Below are 24,558 nucleotides of genomic sequence, written 5' to 3'. Positions count from 1 at the left end.
CTTGAAACAAGGAGTGATTCATATGTTAGAAAGAACGTGGAGTCTGCGTCTCATCCGCCTCGCCGCTGTGTTCGGCGTTATCGGGACGGCAATCGGGTCGCACATGTCAGGGGCCGGCAGTTACGCCTTCCGTCCCATCCATGCCCATATTTTGCTCGCCGGTTGGCTATCCGTCTTCGCCTGGGGCGTGTTCTATCGCCTGTATCGTGTCAAGCGCCCTGTGTTCGTCAGCATCCACGGCTGGACGGCCGTCATCGGCTCAATCGGATTGACGAGCGGGATGTGGCTGTACGCGATGAATCCGTTCGAGTGGAACGAGACGTTCACGATGGTCTATTTCATCATCGGTGGAACGTTCTCGCTCATCAGCTTCATCTTATTTTTAGTCGTGACCTTTATGATTGATGACGAACCGGCATGAGCCGGCTCGTCATTTTTGTTTGAGTGCGCCCCGCGCGTTCGTCGCCGCGAAGACGATCATGATGACGCTCATCGTCCCCGCGACGGCGAGTCCGGCCGACAACGCCCCCCAGTCGATCGTCGGCTGGGTCAAGACGGCGCGCATCCCTTCGAAAATGTATGTCGTCGGATTGAATGTCGCGGCCACTTTGAGCCACTCCGCTTCAATCAGTTCTTTCGGTACAAACGTCGTCGACAAGAAGATGAGCGGGAAAAAGAGGAGCGTCCCCGCCTGCGCGGCTTGCGCGTTCCTTGTTTTCAAGGCGACACCGACCGAATAGCCGGCGAACCCGAGACCGAACCCGATGGCGAGCAACACCGTGAACAAGAAGCCAGGCAGACCGACCGGAATGTTCAAGCCGAGTAAGAATGCCACCGCAAAGATAAGAAGCGTCTGGACGAGCAGTTGTAACATTCCGGCGATCATCGGGCCAAGCACGATGGCCGTCCGTGTCGCCGGCGTCAAGAGGAGCCTTGCGAAATACCCGCTCTCGATATCGCGGACGAGCGCCTGACCGGTCCCACCAGCACCGCCGACCGCACCTGAGACGATGGAGACAGGTAGAATGAAGTTCAAATAGGCGCTCCCTTCGAACTGCGGCAACGAGGCGACACTCGACAATCCGCTCGTGTACACTAGTAGGAAGAAGACCGAGATAATCAAGTTCGGGATAAATGAAAATGGATTGCGAATCGTCGTCAATAAACTCCGCTTCGTGAACAGCCACGTCTCAGTCCACATTCGGCACCCCTCCTTCATACGATTCCCCTGTCACTTTCAAGAACACGTCGTCGAGCGACGGTTGTTTGACGGTCAACCGTTCGGGCTGGAGCATACGTTCATCGAGCCGCCGCACGACATCCGTCAACGTGAGCGCCTCGAGCTCGAACGAGACATGTAGACCAGACGCCGTCTTCTCGAAGGCAGACGCCGCTTCTGATGCTTCGTGCTCGGTATGGAACGTCATCGCGATCGTCTCTCCGCCGACGAGCCTTTTCAACTCTTCCGCCGTCCCGGCACTGACGATTTTCCCGTGGTTGATGATGGCGATGCGGTCGGCGAGCTCATCGGCCTCTTCTAGGTACTGGGTCGTCAAAAAGATGGTCGTCCCGAACTGTTCGTTCAACCGTCTCACCTCGTTCCAAATCTCGATTCGGCTCGCCGGGTCGAGCCCGGTCGTCGGTTCGTCCAAAAATAAGACTGTCGGGCGATGAACGAGCGTGAGCGCCAAATCGAGGCGGCGCCGCATCCCGCCTGAATACGTCCCGCTGCGCCGGTCGGCCGCATCCGTCAACGAGACGACACGGAGCAACTCCTCGGCCCGCGCCTCCGCTTCTTGTTTCGTCATCTTGAAGAGACGACCTTGCAGAACGAGCAGTTCGCGACCGGTCAAGTCTTTGTCGATGCCCGTCTCTTGGAGCGCCACCCCGATGGACAGCCGCACGTCCTTCTCTTGTTTGACGACGTCAAAGCCGTTCACGCGTGCCGTACCCGATGTCGGCCGGACGAGCGTCGTCAACATTTGCACCGTCGTCGATTTGCCGGCCCCGTTCGGACCGAGAAAGGCGAACACTTCCCCTTCCGCCACCGAGAACGAGACGCCGTCGACGGCCGGGACGTCATCGTACGACTTGACGAGCGATTCCACTTCAATCATGCCTCCCACCTCCTGCTTGTTTATTCCCGTTCTTTTCATATTTAACTATGTGACGACACATCAAAAAAAGCTGCAGACATTGTCTGCAGCTCGAGAGAATCAAGGTTTCATGACCATCTTCGGTTTTTTCTTCAACGAATGGATGCCTTCGACAAAACGGACCGTCCCGGACTTGGCCCGCATGACGACCGAGTGCGTCTGTCCGCCTTGTCCCGTGAATTGGACACCCCGGAGCAACTCGCCGTCCGTGACCCCGGTCGCGGCAAAGATGCAATCCTCGCCTTTGACGAGGTCATCGAGGAGCAGGATGCGTCCCGTGTCGGCGATGCCCATGTCTTGGCAACGCTTCTCTTGCGCCTCATCCTCTGGGAGCAGACGGCCTTGGAAGTCCCCCCCGAGACACTTCATGGCGACGGCGGCGATGACGCCTTCAGGTGCCCCGCCAGATCCGAGCAACAAGTCGACGCCCGTTTTCGGGAACGCCGTGTTGATGGCCGCCGCGACGTCACCGTCCGGGATGAGCTTGATTCGGGCACCCGTCGCGCGAACGCGTTGAATGATTTCCTCATGACGTTCCCGGTGTAGAATCGTGACGACGACGTCCTCGACGTTCTTGCCTTTCGCCTTGGCGACGATTTCGATATTCTCTTCAATCGTGTTGTCGAGGCTGATGAGTCCGGCCGCTTCCGGCCCGACGGCAATCTTGTCCATATACATGTCTGGCGCGTGGAGCAGATCGCCCGCGTCCGCGACGGCGAGGACGGCGAGGGCGCCCCATGTCCCCGTCGCGACGATGCTCGTCCCTTCGAGCGGGTCGACGGCGACGTCGAGGCGAGAGCCATAGCCGTTCCCGACTTTCTCCCCGATGTAGAGCATCGGTGCCTCGTCCATCTCACCTTCGCCGATGACGACAATCCCTTTCATCGGAATCGTGTCGAAGACGTCACGCATCGCGGTCGTCGCGGCGTCGTCCGCCTCCACTTTCAAGCCTTTCCCCATCCAACGGGCCGAAGCGAGCGCTGCCGCTTCCGTGACCCGGACCAATTCCATTGATAAACTACGTTCCACCCGAATTCTCCCCTTTGTTACTCGGCCTCATCTACCCAGACGAGTGCGCCGAGTCGTTTTAGTTTGCCGACAAAGTCGACGTATGAGTCGTGCAGTCGTTCCGCATGAATCAATGTCGATTCACCGCTCGCTTGAAGTCCCGACAAGACGAGGGCTGCACCGCTCCGTGCGTCGGCACATTCCATCTCGGCGTTCGCGAGCGGGTTACCGCCACGGATGACGGCAGAGGCGTCCTCGAGCGTGATTTGGGCGTTCATGCGCCGCATTTCCGCGATATGACGGAAGCGCTGGGCATAGAGCTTGTCCGTGACGATGCTCGTCCCGTCCGCTTTCAAGAGTGCGGCCGACATGACCGGTTGGAGGTCGGTCGGATAACCCGAGTAATGGAAGACGCGGATGTCGGTCGGCAGAAACGCCTTGGCCCGCACCGTGATCGCCTCTTCCCCGACTTCGACCTCAGCCCCGTAATCACGCAACTTCTGGATGACGCCTTCAAGGTGGTGCGGGATGACGTTTTGTACGGTCACGTCCCCGGACACCGCCCCATAAATCATGAACGTCCCGGCTTCAAGACGGTCCGGGATGAGCGTATGCGTGCAACCGTGCAAGCGCTCGACCCCTTTGATGCGAATCTCGTCCGTCCCGGCGCCAACGACATGCGCCCCCATCGAGGTGAGCATCGTGGCGACGTCGACGACTTCCGGGTCGATCGCGGCGTTCTCGATGACCGTCGTCCCTTCGGCGAGGACCGCGGCGAGCATCGCGCTCACCGTCGCCCCGAACGAACGAAGGTCGAGGTAAATCCGGTCGCCGACCAACTTGTCGACTGTGACATGATAGAGACCAGACTCGTTCTCGACGTGAATGCCGAGCCGTTCTAACGCTTTTAAATGTAAATCGATCGGTCGTGGACCAATCGCATATCCTCCCGGCAACCCGACGGCCCCTTTTTTGAAACGGGCCGCGAACACCCCGAGCAAATAGACAGCAGCCCGAACTTTCCGCGTTTCGGAGCCGAGGAGCGGCATCGGGAACGCGTCTTTCGCGTGGAGCGTCATCCGCTCCCCGTCCCGCTCGACGGTGACGCCGAGCTCTTGTAACAAGTTCAGCATCACTTCGACGTCCTCGATGACCGGCACGTTCTCAATCGTGACCGGCTCCTCCGTGAGGAGCGCGGCGACGAGACACGGCAGGGCGCTTTGTTTGGCACCGCTGATGTCGACGCTGCCTTCTAGTTTTTGCTGTCCAACGATATGGAGAATTTCCACGATGATCAAAACCTTTCTGCGACGAGCTTATTTGGATTGAGCGTTGTTCCAATCCGCGAGGAACTGCTCGATTCCTTTGTCAGTGAGCGGATGTTTCATCATCTGTTCGATGACTTTGTACGGTACGGTGGCGATGTCGGCACCGAGTAGCGCCGCCTTCGTCACATGGACCGGATGGCGAACCGATGCGGCGATGATTTCCGTCTCGATGCCATGGATGGCAAAGATGTCGGCAATCGTCTCGACGAGGTCGAGCCCATCTTGTCCGATGTCGTCAAGGCGTCCGATGAACGGCGATACATAGGACGCGCCCGCCCGAGCCGCCAACAACGCTTGGTTGGCGTTGAAGATGAGCGTCACGTTCGTCTTGATACCCAGTTTCGCAAACTCATGGACCGCTTCCATCCCGTGTGGTGTCATAGGAACCTTGACTGTAATATTCGGCGCGATGGCCGCAAGTTCCTTTCCTTCTTCCACCATACCCGCTGCATCGAGTGCAATAACTTCCGCACTGACCGAGAGATCCCCGACGATCTCACAAATTTCACGAAGTCGTGTATGGAAGTCGACGCCTTCTTTCGCGACGAGCGATGGATTGGTCGTCACGCCCCCGATGACGCCCATCCGATGGGCTTTCTTGATGTCTTCCACATTTGCCGTGTCAATGAAAAACTGCATGTGTATTCCTCCTCGAAATGTGATCGCTTACACTCCTTATTATGAGGAAACCGACTCCGAATTGCCACACCATTTACGTGAATGCCGCGATTCCAATCATCGACGCCGCGAGCAACACGATGCCGAGGACGGTCCCAATCGCTGTCCACTTCATAATTTTTGCCTGCTTCACGTAATGCGCCTCGTGCGGGCCTTCACGTTGCCGTTCTATCCCATACGCCTCAATCCAAGCCGTCGCGGCCGTCGACTCGTCCGCCGGAATGTCCCCCGTGTAGAAGAACGGAATCAATTCATCCGGTTGTTGAAACAACAGAAAACGCTCTTCTCGTGTCGCGATGTTCGCCCCGATCCAATAGAGCCACTTCGGCGTGTAATAGAGCGGTGTGCCTTGCTCATGGAAATAAGCAATCCATCGTTCGAATTGATCGAGGTCACGTGCGTCGAACAAGATTTCGACGGATTCGTCCGCCGTCATGATGGCGAGCATCGGACAGAAGTCAATCGTCGGCCGCCCGATTGGTACGGTCGGGGACGGTTGCGTCTTTCGGACGATGGCTGGAAAGAAGACGGCCTGCTCAATCGCTTCGAGCCGCACCGACTGTTCGACCGACTCCCCTGGCTCGACGCGCCACGTCACCCCGTTCAAATGGGTCGCCGTCATCTCATAGCGCGAGCGATGTCGTTCCTTCCAAAACAGTTGCCGGAACATATTGACGAACCAATATACTCCGAATCCCCCTAGTGCGACGATGGACAAGAGCGGAATCATGTAGGGTGCCGGGTTCAACCAAATAAAGATGAGCGGTGCAATCGTGATCATGCAGGCGAGGCCGGTGAGCATGAAGGCCGCCAACACATAAAAGATTCGCCAAAACAGTTCGGTCTGCGGTTCTGTATATTTCATCAAATCCCTCCTTGGTTGTTTTACGAACAAAAAGGAGAGAAGTTTCAACAAAAAAGTCGACCCTCCGAGGAGGGTCGACTTGTATAGACAGGATTACGCTTGGTTGCTTGAACCGAACTCACGCATCTTGCCAGTAACGACGTTGTAGATCGCTTCGATACCAGGTCCGATGATTTTACGTGGGTCATATACTTTCGAGTCAGCAGCGATTTTCTCACGTACCGCACGAGTCCACTCTTGTTGGCACTCTGTGTTGACGTTGATTTTGCTGTGGCCGAGCTCGATTGCTTTTTTGATTTGGTGCTCAGGAATCCCTGATCCGCCGTGGAGGACGAGTGGAGTTTTCGTCGCTTCTGCGATTTCTTCCATCTCTTTGAAGCCGAGTTTTGGCTCGCCTTGGTATTCGCCGTGTACTGAACCGAGTGCTGCTGCAAGTGCATCAACTTTCGCTTCTGTTACGACACGAACACACTCGTCGAGGTCAGCGTATTGTACGCCACCGACAACGCCGTCTTCTTCGCCGCCGACTGTGCCGACTTCCGCTTCAACTGAAGCGCCTTTAGCGTGTGCATATTCAACGACTTGTTTCGTCATTTCGATGTTCTCTTCGATCGGATGGTGTGAACCGTCGATCATGACTGATGTGAAACCAGCGTCGATCGCTGCTTTACACTTATCGAAAGAAGAACCGTGGTCGAGGTGGATTGCAACTGGAACAGTGATGTTGTAGTCGTGCATGAGACCTTCAACCATCTTGACAACTGTTGTGAAGCCACCCATGTACTTCGCCGCACCTTCAGATACACCGAGGATAACTGGTGATTTCTCGTCTTCCGCAGCGCGAAGAATCGCTTGCGTCCACTCGAGGTTGTTGATGTTGAATTGGCCTACTGCATACTTGCCTTCGAATGCTTTGTTAAGCATTTCTGTCATTGATACTAATGGCATAATGACATCCTCCTGTCTGTTCGCTATTGTGCACTTTGGGAAAAATGCCCCCGTGCAATTCGTTCCCATTATAACACACCGATAAACGTGTGCCTATGCTATTCGGGCATAGAAATGGCTCTGCGCAAGCGTTTACATATGTCATCTTCGTGACGAAACGTTAGATTTTCAAGACATCCTTCACTTTTTCGATCATGCCATAAATGTCGAACGGCTTCTCAAATTGCGCTGTGATGCCAAGGCGTTGCACTTCTTCAAGCGTCGTCTTCTCCCCGAACGCGGTCATGATCATTACCGGTGTGTCGATGTCTTGGTCGCGCATGTTCCGGAGCACTTCGTGACCGAACATACGCGGCATGTTCATATCGAGCAATACTAAGTCATATCCGTTCTGTTCAAGCTTTTCCCAGGCCGATCGCCCGTCGTTCGCCGTATCGACCTCAATCCCGAGGTTTTGAAACACTTGGGCGAGCATCAAGCGAATCCCGTCCTGATCGTCTGCGATTAACATGCGTGACATCCGTTACCCTTCTTTCCGTTACGTGTGATTGACACTCCATCCATAACCATACCAAATCCGATTTCGTTTGGCGACGCGGCAATTTGCAAAAGAAGGAAACAGCTTAAGGTGCTGCTGCTTCAGCCGGCTCCAACTCAATCTCGATCGGTACGTCTCGTTCCTCGATCCGTTCGAGCGCTGTGACGTCCGTCTCGTCTTTCACATACAGCTTCAGCACATCACCTGGTGCAAGCCGCTCGTCCGAATTGAACGTGAACGACCGCTTTTTATTCCCATCCCCGTACCCGATCGCCGTATACACGTAATCCGTCCCTTCCCGCGTGACGGTGTCGGCATTCGGCACGCGGACATAATACTCGTCCGCAAACAACCGATTCGAATCGACGACTACCCAACCGAGGATTGCTGTAAGTGCGAGGAGGACGAATAAGAACCGCGTCCGTTTCATCATCATCCCTCTCTTCTCTAATCATTATCTTTCCATACCATAATCCCGACATTCCTAAACACGATGTGCCTTGCTATACTGAAGCTACTTGATAGGACGGGAGATTCGATGGATGAAACATTTGCTTGGATTTTTACTGTTTTTACTCGTGATGGCCGGTGGGGTCGCCGCGATCGTCTCCGTCTTGGGTGATGAGGCACGCGTCATCGCCCTTGAGCAGGAAGCCTACGCAAAAGACGAGGACGTGCCGCTCGCTACATCAATCGATGCAGATCTCGTCGCCATTCCTGAGACGTTTGCCATGTTGTCGGATGTGTTCGATGAGCCGATTTCAAGAAAGAGCGTGAAACAGATTCATACGCGCGTAGCCGACCCGTCATTGGATGAAGGCATCGTTTATCAAATCGCCGAGCTTGACGTCTCGTTCGAAGGACGGATGACGACAATCAACGTCGAGGCCGAGGTGTATCGTGAAGACGGCACGTACGTGCTCTTTTACTTCACAGGGGATGAAGACGTCGTCCTCGCGCTCGATGAACGGATTATGGCGTACTATGACGAGCTCGGCATATAAAAAGACGAACCAAATCGCTGTTCGCCATTTGATTCGTCTCCTATTTGAACTTCGCTGCGGCGAAGTTTTATTATGATTCGACGGTCACTGGGACGACCGCGAGCTCGATTTCTTTCTCGACTTCGGCCCGTTCTTCCTCGAGACGTGCATCCGACCATTTAAAGACGTCGGCCATCGCGCGCAAGACGCCGTCTTTATGCTGTTGAACGAAATCGATATCGAAGAACATCGCACCTGTACGACGGACGAGGAAGTCGATTGCCCGAACGACAGCCTCTTCTTCGATGCCGTACAGGAGCTGCGCGTAAACGATTTCCGGGAGATTGTACGCGTTCGAGTCCATCCGTTCCGTCACGCGGTCAATGTTTGACCCATAGAGCCGGACGAGTTGCTCGGCCTTGTCGTCTTCGAGACCGAGATTTTTGAGTTCCGCCTTCTTCTTCGTCAAGAAGTCTTCAAACCCTTTCGAGCCCCCGACGTGGCCGCCCGACATCGGCATGTGCTTCGTGCGCGAGGCGAGGAAGACGATGCCTTCTTCTTGTTTGATCAGTTTCGCCACCAAATCGACGACGGTCTCCGACATCTTGCGGTAACCGGTCAACTTCCCGCCGGCGATCGTGATGAGTCCGCTCTCGGATTGCCACACTTCATCTTTCCGCGAAATCTCAGACGGGTCTTTGCCTTCCTCGTAGATGAGCGGGCGAATGCCGGCCCAGCTCGATTCGACGTCGTCCGCCGTCACGTTCACTTCTGGGAACATGTAGTGAATCGCCTCTAAAATATAGTCACGGTCTTCGGTCGTCATGCGCGGGTGCGCTTTGTCTTTATCGAAGAACGTGTCCGTCGTGCCGACGTACGCCTTGCCGTCACGCGGAATCGCGAACACCATCCGGCCGTCCGGCGTATCGAAGTAAATCGCTTGTTTGAGCGGGAACTTCGATTGGTCGATGACGAGGTGAATCCCTTTCGTCAGGCGAAGCATCTTGCCTTTGTTCGACCCGTCCTGTTCACGAAGTACGTCGACCCACGGACCGGTCGCGTTGATGACTTTCTTCGCGTACACTTCATACGTCTTGCCATCGATTTGGTCCTCGACGTTCACGCCGACGACTTTGCCGTTCTCATAGATGAGACCCGTCACTTTTGAGTAATTCATGAGAAGCGCCCCGTGATTCGCCGCTTCTTTCGCGACTTCGATCGTCATGCGCGCGTCGTCCGTCCGATACTCGACGTAATAGCCACCGCCGACAAGTCCGTCTTTTTTCACGAGCGGCGCTTTTTGAATGACTTCGTCCGGTTTCAGCATCAAACGGCGCTCGGCACGCTTGACACCCGCTAACAAGTCATACACCATCAAACCGACCGCGGTCGAGAGCGGACCGAACGTCCCGCCTTTATGCATCGGCAACAGCATGCGTTCCGGCGTCGTCACATGTGGCCCGTTCTCGTATACGATGGCGCGCTCTTTGCCGACCTCGGCCACGAGCGCGACCTCGAACTGTTTCAAATAACGCAAACCCCCGTGGACGAGCTTCGTCGAGCGGCTCGACGTACCAGCCGCAAAGTCTTGCATCTCGAGGACGGCCGTCTTCATCCCCCGTGAAGCGGCGTCAAGGGCGATCCCTGCGCCTGTGATGCCTCCACCGACGACGAGGACGTCGTGCCGTTCACCCGTCAATTGTTCGTACCGTGCCGCGCGTTCTTTCGCTGAGAAGTTTCTGATTTCCATCTTATTCCCTCCTATAATGAATCCGGTTCAAGGTATACAAAAAGAGACCACAACAAACAAGGCTTCGCCCCCCATGTCGTGGTCTCTCTGTAGTCTCCAACCGGTTATCAACTTTTCTCCTGTATTATACCCTATTCTCACACGTTGAACCATCGAACCGCTCACGGAACGTGCGACGTGCAACTCCAGATGCGTCTCGCTCGCAATTTTGAAATCAGTTAACTAGACTTCAAAGTATCACGACGAAGGAGGAAATAAGAGATGCAACGCATGATTCAACCTTTCCAATTTAAAAACGGTGTAGAGGTCCATAACCGACTCGTCTTGGCACCGATGACCCATTATTCGTCACAACCGACCGGAGAAGTATCCGAACACGAACTCGCTTATTACCGGAAACGTGCGAAGAACGTCGGGCTCGCGATCACGGCCTGTGCTTACGTGACCGAGGACGGCAAAGGCTTCCCGAACGCGTTCGGCGTCAATGACGACAAGTTCATCCCAGGTCTGCGTCAACTCGCTGAGAGCTTGCAGGCGGAAGGCGCCAAAGCGATTCTGCAAATCTTCCACGCCGGCCGCATGTCACCGCCAAACCTCGTCCCGAACGAGCAACCCGTGAGCGCGAGTGCGGTCGCACCGGTGCGCGAAGGTGCCGTCACGCCACGCGCCCTCGAGACCGAAGAAGTCGAAGCAATCATCCAAGCGTTCGGTGACGCGACACGCCGTGCCATCGAGGCCGGATTCGACGGCGTCGAGATTCATGGTGCGAACACGTATTTGATTCAACAGTTCTTCTCGCCCCATTCGAACCGACGCGACGACCGCTTCGGTGGCGATGTCGAGGGCCGGCTCACGTTCCCGCGTGAAGTCATCCGTGCCGTCAAAGACGCAGCGAAAGAGACGGACGATTTCCTCGTCGGCTACCGCTTCTCGCCAGAAGAAGTCGAAGAGCCAGGTATCACGCTCGACGATACGGACGTGTTGATTGACATGTTGCTCGAGGAAGGACTCGATTACATCCATGCCTCGCTCTGGAACTTCAACACCGCCTCGATGCGCGACGAGAACGTGACGGAGCGAGCGATTGACCGTATCGCGAAGCGCATCAACGGTGCCGTCCCACTTATCGGAGTCGGACAGTTGCAACGTCCGGGTCAAGTCGAGGACGCACTCGACGTCATCGACCTCGCCGCGCTCGGCCGTGAGCTCATCATCGATCCGGATTGGCTCGAGAAAGTGAAAGACGGTCGCGGAGATGAGATTGAGACCGAGCTCGACTTGAACAAACAAGCTGAACTCGCCGTCCCAGCCCCGCTTTGGAACGCCATCACGACACGTGCCGGCTGGTTCCCAATTAAAGACCAGGCGGTCAAGTAATCCTTGATCCGCAGACGTCATGTCTGCGGATTTTTTGATTCGTCTTCTTGCGTGAGCCTGTGTGTAAAAAAATGAATCCGGACACAATTTCGTCACATTTTTCTTCGTTTTCACCACTCGTTTCGTAGCGACCAAACTTCCCAAGACATGCTCCCCTTCGTAAGCTAAGGACAGGAGTCGTTTTCCTCCATGAGACTTCGGGTCAAGCCTCGCTTGCACCTCAACTGTCTGTTTGACCGTCTTTTGAAAGGGGCATATAAGTATGACGAAAAAGCCAATTGATCTCGATGCGTACAACAAACAGCTCAATCAGCACCAACAGCGCACGAAAGAAGTCGCTGAGACGTATCGACAAAAGAGCAAAGAACTTGAACACCACCTCGAATCATCCGCCCGTTCCCGTGAAGAAGCTTTAGCGCGCGAAATCGCCGAGTTGAAACAAGCAACGAAACGGAACGTCCCTCGCACGAAATAAAACGGTTCCCGATCGGACGACGAAAGAAGTGAATCATCCGTTGGAAAATAAAATTAAACGTCAATTTCTACATCACCTTCATCGAGACAAAAACTTGTTCGATGATTTTTCTCATGTGGATAATTTTTACTCGCTCGACCAACAAATCGTGAGCGCACTGCGAAACGCGCACCCGATTCGGGCCGAACAACTGCTCGAGACGTTGACGCTCGACTTGTTGACGTTGCCGTCAGATGATGAGTATATGAGTGTCCGCTTCTATTATCGTGGCCTCGTCTACCACATCATCCGTCTCATCCCGGTCGACAACCCGAACGTGCAGACCGCGCTCACTTATACGAGCGCCTTGCTGACATTAATCGATGAATTGGAGACGACGCTCGACTTTTTGTACGCCATTCCGGTCATCGTCGAGTATTTAGCAAAAGTGACCGCGTTCTTGTCCCCACCCGTGTCGACGAACCCGAACGTCTCGACGACACTGCGCTTGATCGAAGAACATTTACGCGACGCGTCGCTGTCGCTCCCTTGGATTGCCGACCAGGTCGGTCTGTCGAACAACTATTTGTCCGCCCTCTTCAAGCAAGAAGTCGGCGAGAGCATACCGGAACGGATTCGCCGACGCCGTATCGATGCATCCATCGCCGACTTGCTCGGGACGAACGTACCGATTTGTACAATAGGTGAAAAGTTTTGCTTCGCGTCCTGCACCGCCTACATCAACACGTTCAAATCGTATAAGCGGATGACGCCGCTCCAATATCGCCAACTGTTCCACCTATAAAAAGCGCAACGCCTCAAATTGAGACGTTGCGCTTTTGCCGTTGTTCCCATTCTTCACGAAGCATGCCCATGCGAATCGAATCATACCGCACCCCGTCGACGACGCGCACTCGACGAATCCGTCCTTCGAGCTGCATCCCGACCTTTTCCGCGACGCGCATCATCCGCTCGTTACCGGACCATGTCGTCAACCCGACTCGGACCGTCGAACGGGTCGTGAACAAATGATTCACCCACAGCGTAAGCGCCCGGGTGCCGAGACCACGATTCCAGCGGTCGGCTTGATGCAGGATGATTCCGACTTCGAGCCATTCTTCTCCTGCGTCCTCATAATAGGAAGAAACGGTTCCATACACCGTCCCTTCGGCTTCGATGACCCACATGTCTTCGCGACCGACGTGGCCGTCCGCTTCTTGGCGGTACGTCTCGTACGGAATGGCCCAGTGTTCAAAATACGGGGCATCCCACCGCTTCCACTCCGGCGTCTCATCTTTGTAAATCAATTCCCAAATGCGATCTAAGTCGCGTGCCTCAATCGGCCGAATCTGTAACGTCTTGTCGTTCACGATGCTATCTCCCTTTTGATCTGTGCTGTCCACTCTTTCAAGATGTCAGTTCGAATCTCCTTTTTTCCGTCGTCGCCAAATGAAAGCGAGTAAGACGAGAATGAGACTTGCCGTGACCGAGACGATGGCGAACGGGCTCGCACCCGTGAGGAATAACTCGCCGAGCGTGACCGAGTAGGCAAGGCCGAACGACGTCACGAGTTTCGCGGATGCCGCGATGAGGACAAAGCGACCGAACGGCACGCGACTGAAACCGGCCGCAAGACAGATCACCTCGTCCGGCAAGATTGGGATGATGAACAATACGAGCAAGACCCCAAGCCCATATCTTTCGACGTACCGATCATATGTGGCCAGCTTATCCGCATCCAAAAGTCGCATGACCCGCTCACGTCCAAAACGGGCTAACCCGTACATGACGACGATGCCGAGCGTCGTCGCCACACTCCCGATGAGCGCGGCGCGAAGCGGACCGAGGGCGACACTTCCAATCGGTACGCTGACCGCCTCAGGGATTGGCAACGCGATCGGTTGCAAGAAACTGAACGCCGCGAACACGAAGGCGGCCTGGTCCTCATAGCGATCGAGCAAGCGGTCAAGGCCGTATGTGTCATATAAGACGAGTCCAAATGAAACGTAATAAATGAAGACGAACAACAAAAACAGGCTGAACGTCACTTTCAACATCTGCTTCAAATACGTACTCGACCCTTCCCGAATCGTCCGTAACAGCCCAATCGTGAGTATGAGGAGCACAATCCCGCTCCAGCCGAGCTGATACGGCAACAAGAGGGTCGGCAAGACGACAAACGGTAATAGGCCGAGCAAAAGCAATGATACCCCGTACCCTCCATAAATCATCCACCGTTCCCGCATATCGCATCGCCCTCTCCCCGTTCTACTGTTAGTTTACCCGGATTTCGGAGAACATGTATCCATCTGAAGCAGTCACACACCTCATCCTTTCGTCCGATAGAAAAAGCCGCAGTCGACGACTGCGGCTCGTGAATCATTCGCCAAGCGAGGCTTGGATGAAGTCGTGGAACAAGCGCTGTGGGCGCTCTGGACGCGAGATGAGTTCTGGGTGGAACTGCGACGCGACGAACCACTTGTGTTCTGGAATCTCGATAATCTCGACGAGACGACCGTCCGGGCTCGTTCCTGAGAACTTGAACCCTTCCGCCTCGAACGCTTCACGGTACTCGTTGTTGAACTCGTAACGGTGACGGTGGCGCTCGTAGACGAGCTCTTGGTTGTAAGCGGCGTGCGCTTTCGTCCCTTGTTCGAGTTTACATGGGTAGAGGCCGAGGCGAAGCGTGCCACCGAGGTCCTCGATGTCTTTTTGTTCCGGAAGCAAATCGATAATCGGATAGTTCGTCGATGGATCGATTTCTGCCGAATGGGCGCCCTCAAGTTTTAAGACGTTACGGGCGAATTCGACCGTCGCGAGTTGCATCCCGAGGCAGATCCCGAAGAATGGCACGTTGTTCTCACGAGCGAAACGCGTCGCTTCGATTTTCCCTTCGATGCCGCGTTCCCCGAACCCGCCTGGGACGAGGATTCCGTCCGCGTCGCCGAGAAGTGTCGCGACGTTCTCTGATGTCACGTCTTCTGCGTTGACCCAGTCGATGTCGATATCGGCGTTGAACGCGTAGCCGGCATGCTTGAGCGATTCTGCGACCGAGATGTACGCGTCACGGAGCTCGACATACTTCCCGACGAGGGCGATCTTCACTTTCTTCTCGAGGTGCGTCACCGTGTGGACGAGTTCTTTCCAAGCCGTCATGTCTGCTGCCGGCGTGTTGAAACCGAAGTAGTCGTTGACGAGTTGGTCCATGCCTTGTTTTTGAAGGTTGAGCGGTACTTCATAGAGTGTCGATGCGTCTTGCGCCTCGATGACCGCTTCTTTGCGTGTATCACAGAAGAGCGCGATTTTCTCACGCATGTCTTCTGGGATGTCATGCTCCGTACGGAGGACGATGATATCCGGCTGAATCCCGTAACTGCGAAGTTCTTTGACGCTATGTTGTGTCGGCTTCGTCTTCATCTCACCGGCTGCGCGGAGATATGGGACGAGCGTACAGTGGACGTACATGACGTTCTCTTTGCCGATGTCGTTTTTCACTTGGCGAATGGCTTCGATGAACGGAAGCGACTCGATGTCACCGACTGTTCCACCAATCTCTGTGATGACGACGTCCGCGTTCGTCTCACGGCCGGCACGGAAGACGCGGTCTTTGATCTCGTTCGTGATGTGCGGGATGACTTGAACCGTTCCACCGTTGTAATCCCCACGGCGCTCTTTTTTGAGGACCGTCGAGTAAATGCGGCCCGACGTCACGTTCGCGTTTTGCGACAAGTTGATGTCGATGAAGCGCTCATAGTGGCCGAGGTCAAGGTCCGTCTCGGCGCCGTCGTCTGTGACGAACACTTCCCCGTGTTGATACGGGCTCATCGTGCCCGGGTCGATGTTGATGTACGGGTCAAACTTTTGAATCGTCACGTTCAATCCTCGGTTTTTGAGTAGACGTGCGAGTGAAGCGGCTGTGATTCCTTTACCGAGTGAGGATACGACCCCACCTGTTACGAAAATATACTTTGTCATCATCATTTCTCCTCTCATGAATGCCCACTATGGGAAACAAAAAACAAAAAAAGCAAAAGTGCCCCCACTGAAATGGAGGACACTTTTGCTGCATCGGCATGTGCTAAACGAGCCCATGACTAATTTACGTCAGAGACGATGCAGTCGTCAAGTCATTATTTTTTTCTTTTTCGAAAGCCGCAAAAAAAGAAAAAGAGACACGCCTAGCCGGGACAAATGCCCGGCTTTTTGCGGTCTCTTATAAATCATCCTCGTCTTCGACATCGAGGTCGTCGTCCAAGTCCTCGTCCTCGAAATCATCGAGGTCTGGAACTTTTTCGGCGTCGTCGTCTGTCTCAAACTCAGATGCGTCAAAATCTTCACCTTTTGCAAAGACGTCGAGGTCGTCTTCGATGTCGACGATGCCTTCGTCCGTCTCATCGAGATCTTCTTCGAACTCGTCAAGCTCACCGCGTTGACGTGCTTCGATGACGAGATCCTCGTCTGACTTATCGAACGGATACCAAACACGAAGCGCCCAACGGTTCGCTCCCAAGTTGACGAATAGTCCGTCGATGTTCATGTCCGTGTAGAGTTGCGCAATTTTCTCGAGCTCTTCCTCTTCACTGGCGAACGTATAGTTTTGTCTGATCTGCTCACGGATTTCATCAAATGATACTGGTTGCTCGCCAGTCTCTTGAAGAATCTCGTAAACGAAATCGATCAACGATTTATTCATTAAAGGACACTCCTTTTCCGTCACTTGTTAAACATCACTCCTCATTATAAACAAAAGCGATATGAAAAAGCTAGAGAAAATTGTTTCGACTTACTTCCGGACGATTTGACGCCAATAGACGGTGATGACGGCGACGTTCACCGCCCACGTCACGGCGAGCACGCCGACCATCCAGCTCTTCGGGATGGCGAAGGACAAGTCGGCATTGACCGTTTGGTCAACTGTCAGCCCGTATGCGAGGATGCCGAGCATGAGCGAGACTTGGGCGACGACCATCCCAAGCTTCTTCCACAGTTGCATGACGAGCGCCGCGAACTCTTTATTCTCTCGATAGGCCGTATACAACTGCACGTGTCCGATGCTCGAATACATCGTTTGAATATAGCCATTGACGAACAAAACCGGGAGGAAGGCAATCGGATGCCAAAAGCCGAGGAAGAATGTGACCGATGCGACGAGTAGAAACGAATACGGACGTTTGACACCTGGTACGACCTGACCGAATAATATCCAGCCGATGACCCCAAATAAAAACGGAACGAAGACATAAAAGAGCAATACGTTGAAGGAATAGAGGGCGAGGCTCGTGAAGACGGCCCCAATCAACGTCCACCCTCCGAACAGTCCGACGGCATACGCCAAGAACTGGACTTAGCGCGTCGATTTCGTCGTCACATAATTCCGTGTCTTCCGCTGAAGCAGGAGCCAGACCATATAGCTGACGAGGAGTAGCGTCAAGAAGAAAATCTCGAGATACCCACGCGTCCCTTCTAGTAGACTGACGAGTCGGCTGAGGAGTGTGAAAACGGTGACGACGAGAAACGCCCGAAGGAACAGCGTCGTCGAGAACGTCCATGTCGCTTCACGCGTAAGTGGGAGCTTTCGAACGAACAACCACGGCAAACTCAGGCTGATTATAAAGAACAAGACTGCGAGATCATTTGAGCGCGTGAGCGCGTACGAGAATAACACAATCCACGCGACGAGCAAGATGACGAGTGGAAGCGAACTCCCCCCCTTCCTTCTGTGGAGACAACTCCTTCAGCTGAGACAGGATCGTCGTCATCATCGTGCCGACACCGATCGATCCGACACCGATGAAAAACGCACTCACTTCGACACCCCAAGCGAACGGCAAATACCAACAGCCGAGCCCGATGACCAAGACGAAGAGGGCCAGCAAAAATGTTCGCTTTGAGCCGATTCGACCGACGACATAAATCCAAACGAGAAGCCCCGACATGCTGGCGACGTAAAAGATCATGAACGGAATCACCCGACTCGCCCCTTCGCCTTGCACCATGACCGCGAGAAATAAAATTTGAGGCAAGATTTGGCTACTTAGGGCACTGACGATTGTCAACACACGAAGATATTTTTCACATCTCGGCCTCCTTCGCTATCCAGTGCATCGACTTCTACATGATTCATTCCCGGATTTCCCGCTTGCACATCGACTTCTCACTTATTTCATCATTTTGCCGATATAGAAGAGAACGTACTTTAAGCTTCATGAGAAAAAGGAGAAACAATATGGCACTCTTCCGTAAATCATCATCCGCTTCGTTTATCGCATCAATCGGTTTTCCCGATGCGACGACGATCGCCAAACCGAGCGATCCGACCCTTAACGGCCGGGCTCACTACATGGGCTACACGTCGCGACAAGTCGAACAGCTACAAGCGATGGCGCCACTCGTCGAATCTGTATTAGACGATGTGTTAGAGAGCGTGCTCGACCATTTGATGCAACAACCTGACATGGCCCAGCTCGCTAGCGCCGCTTCGACACGGGAGCGACTGAAAAACGTATTCGCTGACTACTTCCGAAGCCTATTGACTGGACGAATCGATGACAAGTTCCTCGCCATGCGGAAACGCATGGGGCAGACGCACCATCATTATGCGGTCCCGGTCACGTGGTTCCTCGCGACGTATGCCGCATTCAATACGCTCCTCGTCCCAAAAATCGTCGAACACTATCAACACGACCCGGCCACGATGGCCGAGGCGCTCCTTGCCTTGTCCCATGCGATGAACTTGGACGCGCAAATCGTGACCGAGCAGTACGTCGACGCGCGGCTTGATGAAATCGAGGCGGCGAGCGACGCACGCGACGCCTTGTTGCGCGACATCGGCCATGTCAGTTCAGAAGTCGCGACAACGATGGAACGGACCGGGAGCGCCATGGCGGAAACGAGCGATCGGGCCCATCAAGTGCTACGGGAAACCGAACAGACGGAACAGATGAGCCGACACTTGATGACGCTCACGGAAACGAACGGGCAGCAAATCGAACAGATGGAATCCGAGTTCACGCGCTCGGCCACGTACGTCGATACATCGCTCGAACGCATCACGTCACTGAAGCACGGGTCCGAGGAAATCGTCAACATGACTCGAAGCATCGAGCAAATCGCCAACCAGACGAACTTACTCGCCTTGAACGCATCCATCGAAGCGGCCCGCGCCGGAGAACACGGGAAAGGCTTCGCCGTCGTCGCGACCGAGGTCCGCACACTCGCCGAGAACGCCAAGCAGCTGAGCAGTCAAATTAACGTCCTCATCCATGAGAACGAGACGAACATCGCCGCGCTACTTGAACAGATGGGGCAGATGCATCGCACGAACGATGAAGCGATGCGTCAACTCGGGGCGGTCAAGGAAGGCTTCATGACGGTGAAAGATGAGATGGGCAACTACACCCTCTCGTTCGAACGAAACAAAGAAGATTTGAGTCAAATGGTTGAAACGATTTCAGCCATCAATGAGACGACACAAGGGTTGTCCCATCTTACGTCATCGCTTTTGACGAAAGCCGAGCAATAAACGAAACACCCGGACCGTTGTCCGGGTGTTTTCACATGAGTCGCGTCAAGAAGGCGGTCGCCACCCCGAAATAGATGAGGAGCGACAAGATGTCATTGATTGTCGTGATGAGTGGACCGGATGCGACGGCCGGGTCGACGTTCAACTTGTATAGGATGAGCGGAATGATCGTGCCGGCGAGCGTCCCGATGATAAGCGTCGCGAGGAGCGAGCTGCCTACGACGAAACCGAGTGTCCAGCTCCCTTGCCAGACGAACGCGATGACGGCGATTAAAATGGCACACGTGACACCGATGATGACACCGACCCACAACTCACGGAAGATGAGCGCGACGACTTGGCGGAACGTTAAATCACGCGTCGCGAGACCCCTTACGACGACGGCGAGCGATTGCGTCCCCGTGTTCCCCGTCATCCCGGCAATCATCGGCATGAAGAACGCGAGTGCGACGACTTGTTCGAGCGTGCCGGAGAACCCGTCGATGATGCTGCCTGAAATCAAACCGATGAATAAGAGCAAGATGAGCCACGGCAAGCGGCGATAGGCGGCGACGAGCGGTTTCGTGTCGAAGTCAATCGCCTTACCGGAAGCCGACAGCTTCTCGATGTCCTCGTTCGCTTCTTGGATGACGATATCGAGCACGTCATCGACCGTGATGATGCCGACGAGCCGGTCGCCGTCCTCGACGACCGGAATCGAGATGAAGTCGTACCGGTTGATCAGTTTGGCGACTTCTTCTTGATCGGTCATGACATCGACTTTGACGACGCGTTTGTACATGACGTCGGCGACGGCGTCATCGATGTCGGCTAAAATCAAATCCTTGTACGAGATAACGCCGACGAGCCGTTTATCGGCATCGACGACGTATAAATAGTTCAAATACTCGGCGAGTGCCGCGAAATCTTTCAACTTGTCGACGGCTTGCCGAATCGAGTAGTGCTCCGGAATCCAGACGAACCGGTTGTTCATGAGACGTCCCGCCGTCTCTTCCGGGTACGTCATCATGTTTTGGACGACGCTCGACTCTTCCTGTCTCATTTCCGACAACAGTTCCTCGACACGTTCCGGGTCGAGTTCGGACATGAACGACGTGACTTCATCGTTCTCCATCAAATCGAGCACTTCGGACGTCCGCTCGAACCCGAGCCGGTGCAACACCTGAAGCCGCGTCGTCTGGTCGAGCTCTTGAATCATGTCGGTCATCTGTTCGAGCGTCAAGTAAAGCAAGAACTTATTTTGATGCTTACCCGGCAACAGCTTGTACTGTTGGGCGACGTCATACGGTTGGAGCTCGTCCACGATTTCCTGGAACTCGGTGCGTCTTCCGTCTTTCAACGCTTGGATGATGGCCAAGGCGATCTCGTTGTCCGTCATCATTTCAACCATACGCTCACTTCCTCTGCTAAATGTATCTCCTTTCTTATTCCGATATTTCGCCTCATCGAAACTAAAAAGACCCGCTCCAGCATACGGAAGCGGGTCACTAATTTATTGGACGAGCGGTTCGGGTACTTCGAGCGGAGCGAGTGAACGATCGAGCAGTTCGACGACGTCGAACGTGCCGACCGTCTCATCGACTTCTTTCGCTTTCGTCCCGTCTGAGAGCATCGTCAAGCAATACGGGCAGGCCGATCCGATGACGGTCGGTTTCGTTTCAAGTAATTGCTCCGTCCGTGCGACGTTGACGCGCGTCCCGACTTTCTCTTCTTGCCACATGAGACCGCCGCCGGCGCCGCAACACATCCCGTTCTCACGGTTCCGGGCCGCCTCGACGAGTTCGACGCCCGGGATGCGCTCCAAGACGAAGCGTGGTGCGTCATAGATGCCGTTATAGCGACCGAGATAGCACGAATCGTGATAGACGACCCGTTCATTCACGGCGAAGTCCGGTTTGACGCGCCCCGTGTCGAGCAGTTCGGCGAGGAGCTCGGTGTGGTGATACACTTTCACCCCCGTGAGCCCGAAGTCCGGATACTCGTTTTTAAACGTGTTGTATGCGTGTGGGTCGACCGTGACGATTTTCGTGACGCCGTACTTCTCGAACAGCTTTATGTTCGCCTCGGCGAGCTCTTGGAACAACAGCTCGTTCCCGATGCGGCGTGGCGTGTCGCCCGAGTTCTTCTCTTCGTTGCCGAGGATAGCGAACGAGACGCCGGCCTTGTTCAAGACGCTCGCAAAGCTCTGGGCGACTTTTTGGCTGCGGCTGTCATATGAGCCCATCGCCCCGACCCAGAAGAGGAATTCGAACTCTTCGCCCGCCTTCTTCTTTTCTTTCGCCGTCGGGATGACGAGTTCCGTGTCTTTGCGCCAGTTCTCGCGCTCTTTCCGGTTCATCCCCCACGGGTTGCCTTGACGTTCGATGTTGGCGACCGTGCGCTGCGCTTCCGGGTCCATCTTCCCTTCCATCATGACGAGATAACGACGAAGGTCGATGATCTTGTCGACGTGCTCGTTCATGACCGGGCATTGGTCTTCACAGTTGCGGCACGTCGTGCACGCCCAAATCTCTTCTTCCGTGATGACGTTGCCGATCAACTCGTCGGCGACGAGCATGTTCCCATCCATCGCGGCCGCGGCGATCTCCGCGCCTTGCGTATTTTGGAACAAGAGCGCCGGCGCCCACGGCGACTTCCGGGTGATGGCGGCCCCTTTCATGTTCATATGGTCGCGCAGTTTGACGATGAGATCCATCGGCGACAGCATCTTGCCAGTACCGGTCGCCGGGCAGACGTTCGTACAGCGTCCGCACTCGACGCAGGCGTACAAGTCGACGAGCTGCTTCTGGTTGAAGTCTTCGATCTTGTTGACCCCGAAGACGACCTCTTCATCCGACTCTTCCGCCTCTTCCATCGCCGAGAAATCGACCGGTGCGAGACGACCGACTTTATGCGTCCGGCCGAGCCAGACGTTGAGTGTGCCGGCAATCAAGTGAGCGTGCTTGCCTTGCGGGATATACACCATGAAGCTGAGTAAGAATAGCAGGTGCAGCCACCAGAAGACGATGAAGAGCGCGAACGCGACGCTGCCCGGTACCCAGGCGAACGCCGAGCCGATGATGGTCGCGACCGGCTCGCCCCACATCGGGAGCTCTTCTTTATAGACGAGGTAAAAGCCGTTCCCGAACAAGACGGACACCATGAGCCCACCGATGAAGATGAGCGCGAGACCGGCCAAAAAGTTCCGCTTCAAGCGCACGAGCTTCTCGATATAGCGGCGGTAGAATCCCCAAACGACCGCGACGAGAATCATGAGCATGACGATCTCTTGCATGAACGTGAAGATTGGATAGAGCGGACCGAGCGGCACGTGCGGGAAACGCGTCCCGACGGCGAGCCCTTTCCAAATGAAGTCGATCGCCCCGAACTGGACGAGGATAAACCCATAGAACATCATGACGTGAATGATGCCGCTCTTCTTATCTTTCAACAATTTCTTTTGCCCGAACACGTTGATCATCACCTGTTCAAGCCGTTCTTTGTTCGTCTGGCTCCATTCTGCCTTCTTCCCGAGCTTGATGAACGTGTACCGCTGATAGACGAGCGACGCGAACAAGTACAAGCCATAGCCGAGAACGAGCAAGAACAGAATCCAGTTGACGATTAAAAATGTAGACATCCCCAACATCCCCCTTAATGAAAACGGATTCATTCTTGGAATCAGTATACCAAACAATGAATGAACAGTCATTCATTTTCTTGGGGGAACTTAAAAATAGAGAACATGCTTCAAGATGAGAAGAAGTCCCCCGTAAATCGTCACGGCGAGCACGAACGTCCGGAAGTGAAGATTCCGGTCGGCCGGCAACTCGAACTTGACGATGTTCAGGATCATCGCCCCGGCGACGAACGCGAACAGAATTGTCTCGATGTGCGACGCCAAGTCGACGTAGCGGGCGACGTAGCCGGTGACGAGGATACCGACCGTGAAAAAGTAGCGTCCTTGCGTCAAGTAGACCTCGCCGTAATGGCGATACAAGTCGTGACCGACGGCGAGAAAATGGACGCCGAGTGCGGTCGCATAAAACATTTGGGCGACGTTCGTCACCGACGTCTCCGTCACGACGTATGCCGAGAACGACATATACGCCGTGAGGAGCGTCACTTGAAGCCAGTACGAGACGTTTCGGTCGAGCGTCTCATCTTGGAAGTGCGGGGTCCGCACGAACCGCATCGTCCCGTAAAAGACGGTGAACCCGATGAGACTGACGACATAAATCTCTGAAGGCAAGGCAAGGTCGAGCCAGTCGACTCGGAGCGTGTCTTGGCGCTTATTGAGCGACGGGAGCAAGTACATGAAGAAATACGTGATGGCGATCCCGCTCGAGAACGAGAACCACTTCTTCGACGGGATAAGGTCCCGCGGGAACAAATAGATGCCGAAGAAGTTGATGGCCGCCAAGTACACCACGATCCAGTCGCCCATGTGTCGTCACCCTTTCAGCTCAATCCAAAACCGCTCGACAACCGTCCCGTCCGTTTCTATGAACGGCGTGTCCGGCACCCCACCGTTACGCAAGATGACTTGCTTCGAGGCGACGTTCGTTCGATTGCACGTGATCAACGCGCGCTCGATGCCGAGCGACTTCGCCTTCTCGAGCGCGAGGGCGAGCTGTTTCGTCGCAAGTCCCCGCCCCCGTGCACTCGGTTTAATCCCGTAGCCGATATGACCACCGAAATTGAGTAACTGCTCGTTCAACTCGTGCCGAATGTTGGCCGCCCCGAGCAGTTCTTCCCCGTCGGTCAACCAATACGTCGTGCTCGGCACCCAACCGGCGTTCTCCGCGCGTACCTCACGCGCCCGAATCGCTTTGACATACGTCTCAAAGTCAGACGCCTCCCCGTCGACCGCGTTCGGGACGATGCGTTCATCCCGTTCACGCCACTCCTTCAAAAATGCATGCACTTGCTGTTCTTGGTCCATCGATGTCTTCACAAGACGTAACATCGC

At 54.8% G+C, this 24,558-nt stretch carries 27 protein-coding genes; 6 read left to right on the top strand and 21 right to left on the bottom strand.

All coding sequences use genetic code 11. The features are described 5' to 3' along the window. Positions 1-22 precede the first annotated feature (22 nt). On the top strand, positions 23-421 hold the full coding sequence (locus tag KNP76_RS06790) for a hypothetical protein (RefSeq protein ID WP_214843668.1): 399 nt from the start codon (positions 23-25) through the stop codon (positions 419-421). A gap of 9 nt (positions 422-430) precedes the next feature. On the opposite strand, the gene KNP76_RS06785 is transcribed toward KNP76_RS06790, so the two are convergent. The 9 genes from KNP76_RS06785 to KNP76_RS06745 form a co-directional block, all read right to left on the bottom strand. Further along, complete coding sequence (locus tag KNP76_RS06785) at positions 431-1,201, bottom strand: ABC transporter permease (RefSeq protein ID WP_034807395.1); 771 nt, start codon at positions 1,199-1,201, stop codon at positions 431-433. After that, positions 1,191-2,117 (bottom strand): ATP-binding cassette domain-containing protein, encoded by a 927-nt coding sequence (locus tag KNP76_RS06780; RefSeq protein ID WP_211780441.1) that lies wholly within the window; start codon positions 2,115-2,117, stop codon positions 1,191-1,193. The genes KNP76_RS06785 and KNP76_RS06780 overlap by 11 nt, the downstream gene beginning before the upstream one ends. A 99-nt stretch (positions 2,118-2,216) precedes the next feature. Further along, positions 2,217-3,185, bottom strand: coding sequence for a class II fructose-bisphosphatase (gene glpX, locus KNP76_RS06775; RefSeq protein WP_034807569.1), 969 nt, complete (start codon positions 3,183-3,185; stop codon positions 2,217-2,219). Positions 3,186-3,202: 17 nt separating this feature from the next. Then, a complete protein-coding gene (gene murA / locus KNP76_RS06770) occupies positions 3,203-4,453 on the bottom strand; it encodes a UDP-N-acetylglucosamine 1-carboxyvinyltransferase (protein WP_034814610.1) in 1,251 nt (416 codons plus the stop codon). 27 nt (positions 4,454-4,480) lie between these two features. Next, entirely contained in the window at positions 4,481-5,131 is a 651-nt protein-coding gene (gene fsa / locus KNP76_RS06765; protein ID WP_214843666.1) for a fructose-6-phosphate aldolase, read from the bottom strand. 73 nt (positions 5,132-5,204) lie between these two features. Continuing rightward, positions 5,205-6,035: a hypothetical protein gene (locus KNP76_RS06760; RefSeq protein ID WP_214843664.1), complete on the bottom strand. Its 831-nt coding sequence runs from the start codon at positions 6,033-6,035 to the stop codon at positions 5,205-5,207. A gap of 93 nt (positions 6,036-6,128) precedes the next feature. Further along, on the bottom strand, positions 6,129-6,983 hold the full coding sequence (gene fba, locus KNP76_RS06755; protein WP_214843662.1) for a class II fructose-1,6-bisphosphate aldolase: 855 nt from the start codon (positions 6,981-6,983) through the stop codon (positions 6,129-6,131). A 160-nt stretch (positions 6,984-7,143) separates the two neighbouring features. Further along, positions 7,144-7,503, bottom strand: a complete 360-nt coding sequence (locus tag KNP76_RS06750; protein WP_034807578.1) for a response regulator — start codon at positions 7,501-7,503, stop codon at positions 7,144-7,146. Positions 7,504-7,606: 103 nt separating this feature from the next. Then, complete coding sequence (locus KNP76_RS06745; protein WP_214843660.1) at positions 7,607-7,954, bottom strand: DUF1093 domain-containing protein; 348 nt, start codon at positions 7,952-7,954, stop codon at positions 7,607-7,609. A 109-nt stretch (positions 7,955-8,063) separates the two neighbouring features. Between KNP76_RS06745 and KNP76_RS06740 the strand changes: the two genes are divergently transcribed. Then, on the top strand, positions 8,064-8,525 hold the full coding sequence (locus tag KNP76_RS06740) for a hypothetical protein (RefSeq protein ID WP_214843658.1): 462 nt from the start codon (positions 8,064-8,066) through the stop codon (positions 8,523-8,525). A gap of 70 nt (positions 8,526-8,595) precedes the next feature. Here the strand turns inward: KNP76_RS06740 and KNP76_RS06735 are convergent, their stop codons facing one another. After that, positions 8,596-10,254 carry a glycerol-3-phosphate dehydrogenase/oxidase gene (locus KNP76_RS06735; RefSeq protein WP_034814476.1) on the bottom strand — a complete coding sequence of 553 codons (1,659 nt, stop codon included), beginning with the start codon at positions 10,252-10,254 and terminating at the stop codon, positions 8,596-8,598. A gap of 261 nt (positions 10,255-10,515) precedes the next feature. Here KNP76_RS06735 and KNP76_RS06730 point away from each other — a divergent pair, with 261 nt between their 5' ends. The 3 genes from KNP76_RS06730 to KNP76_RS06720 all read left to right on the top strand — a co-directional run bounded on the left by KNP76_RS06730 (position 10,516) and on the right by KNP76_RS06720 (position 12,890). After that, positions 10,516-11,631, top strand: a complete 1,116-nt coding sequence (locus tag KNP76_RS06730) for an NADH-dependent flavin oxidoreductase (protein ID WP_214843656.1) — start codon at positions 10,516-10,518, stop codon at positions 11,629-11,631. Positions 11,632-11,893: 262 nt separating this feature from the next. After that, positions 11,894-12,106, top strand: a complete 213-nt coding sequence (locus tag KNP76_RS06725) for a hypothetical protein (protein WP_034807587.1) — start codon at positions 11,894-11,896, stop codon at positions 12,104-12,106. Positions 12,107-12,221: 115 nt separating this feature from the next. After that, positions 12,222-12,890 (top strand): helix-turn-helix domain-containing protein, encoded by a 669-nt coding sequence (locus KNP76_RS06720; protein WP_152545891.1) that lies wholly within the window; start codon positions 12,222-12,224, stop codon positions 12,888-12,890. 13 nt (positions 12,891-12,903) lie between these two features. On the opposite strand, the gene KNP76_RS06715 is transcribed toward KNP76_RS06720, so the two are convergent. The 7 genes from KNP76_RS06715 to KNP76_RS06685 all read right to left on the bottom strand — a co-directional run bounded on the left by KNP76_RS06715 (position 12,904) and on the right by KNP76_RS06685 (position 18,144). Beyond that, a complete protein-coding gene (locus KNP76_RS06715; RefSeq protein WP_034807605.1) occupies positions 12,904-13,458 on the bottom strand; it encodes a GNAT family N-acetyltransferase in 555 nt (184 codons plus the stop codon). 42 nt (positions 13,459-13,500) lie between these two features. After that, on the bottom strand, positions 13,501-14,316 hold the full coding sequence (locus tag KNP76_RS06710) for a TVP38/TMEM64 family protein (RefSeq protein WP_251137382.1): 816 nt from the start codon (positions 14,314-14,316) through the stop codon (positions 13,501-13,503). 148 nt (positions 14,317-14,464) lie between these two features. Further along, positions 14,465-16,060: a CTP synthase gene (locus KNP76_RS06705; protein ID WP_034807595.1), complete on the bottom strand. Its 1,596-nt coding sequence runs from the start codon at positions 16,058-16,060 to the stop codon at positions 14,465-14,467. Positions 16,061-16,298: 238 nt separating this feature from the next. Continuing rightward, positions 16,299-16,778, bottom strand: coding sequence for a DNA-directed RNA polymerase subunit delta (gene rpoE, locus KNP76_RS06700; RefSeq protein ID WP_051622659.1), 480 nt, complete (start codon positions 16,776-16,778; stop codon positions 16,299-16,301). Positions 16,779-16,868: 90 nt separating this feature from the next. After that, positions 16,869-17,420, bottom strand: coding sequence for a hypothetical protein (locus KNP76_RS06695; RefSeq protein WP_214843652.1), 552 nt, complete (start codon positions 17,418-17,420; stop codon positions 16,869-16,871). Between the two features lie 9 nt (positions 17,421-17,429). Then, positions 17,430-17,768: a hypothetical protein gene (locus tag KNP76_RS06690; RefSeq protein WP_214843650.1), complete on the bottom strand. Its 339-nt coding sequence runs from the start codon at positions 17,766-17,768 to the stop codon at positions 17,430-17,432. Beyond that, on the bottom strand, positions 17,716-18,144 hold the full coding sequence (locus tag KNP76_RS06685; protein WP_214843648.1) for a hypothetical protein: 429 nt from the start codon (positions 18,142-18,144) through the stop codon (positions 17,716-17,718). The genes KNP76_RS06690 and KNP76_RS06685 overlap by 53 nt, the downstream gene beginning before the upstream one ends. Before the next feature lie 167 nt (positions 18,145-18,311). Between KNP76_RS06685 and KNP76_RS06680 the strand changes: the two genes are divergently transcribed. Next, positions 18,312-19,607 carry a protoglobin domain-containing protein gene (locus tag KNP76_RS06680; protein ID WP_214843646.1) on the top strand — a complete coding sequence of 432 codons (1,296 nt, stop codon included), beginning with the start codon at positions 18,312-18,314 and terminating at the stop codon, positions 19,605-19,607. Positions 19,608-19,638: 31 nt separating this feature from the next. Here the strand turns inward: KNP76_RS06680 and mgtE are convergent, their stop codons facing one another. The 4 genes from mgtE to KNP76_RS06660 all read right to left on the bottom strand — a co-directional run bounded on the left by mgtE (position 19,639) and on the right by KNP76_RS06660 (position 24,555). Beyond that, positions 19,639-20,997: a magnesium transporter gene (gene mgtE / locus KNP76_RS06675; RefSeq protein ID WP_034814467.1), complete on the bottom strand. Its 1,359-nt coding sequence runs from the start codon at positions 20,995-20,997 to the stop codon at positions 19,639-19,641. A 102-nt stretch (positions 20,998-21,099) separates the two neighbouring features. Beyond that, positions 21,100-23,226, bottom strand: coding sequence for a (Fe-S)-binding protein (locus KNP76_RS06670; protein ID WP_034804175.1), 2,127 nt, complete (start codon positions 23,224-23,226; stop codon positions 21,100-21,102). Between the two features lie 90 nt (positions 23,227-23,316). Further along, on the bottom strand, positions 23,317-24,033 hold the full coding sequence (locus KNP76_RS06665) for a hypothetical protein (protein ID WP_214843644.1): 717 nt from the start codon (positions 24,031-24,033) through the stop codon (positions 23,317-23,319). Between the two features lie 6 nt (positions 24,034-24,039). Continuing rightward, positions 24,040-24,555: a GNAT family N-acetyltransferase gene (locus KNP76_RS06660; protein WP_034817664.1), complete on the bottom strand. Its 516-nt coding sequence runs from the start codon at positions 24,553-24,555 to the stop codon at positions 24,040-24,042. Positions 24,556-24,558 lie beyond the last annotated feature (3 nt).

It is taken from the genome of Exiguobacterium sp. s150, from assembly GCF_018618435.1.
Taxonomy (GTDB): domain Bacteria; phylum Bacillota; class Bacilli; order Exiguobacteriales; family Exiguobacteriaceae; genus Exiguobacterium; species Exiguobacterium alkaliphilum.
This window is presented reverse-complemented; position numbering and strand designations above follow the sequence as displayed.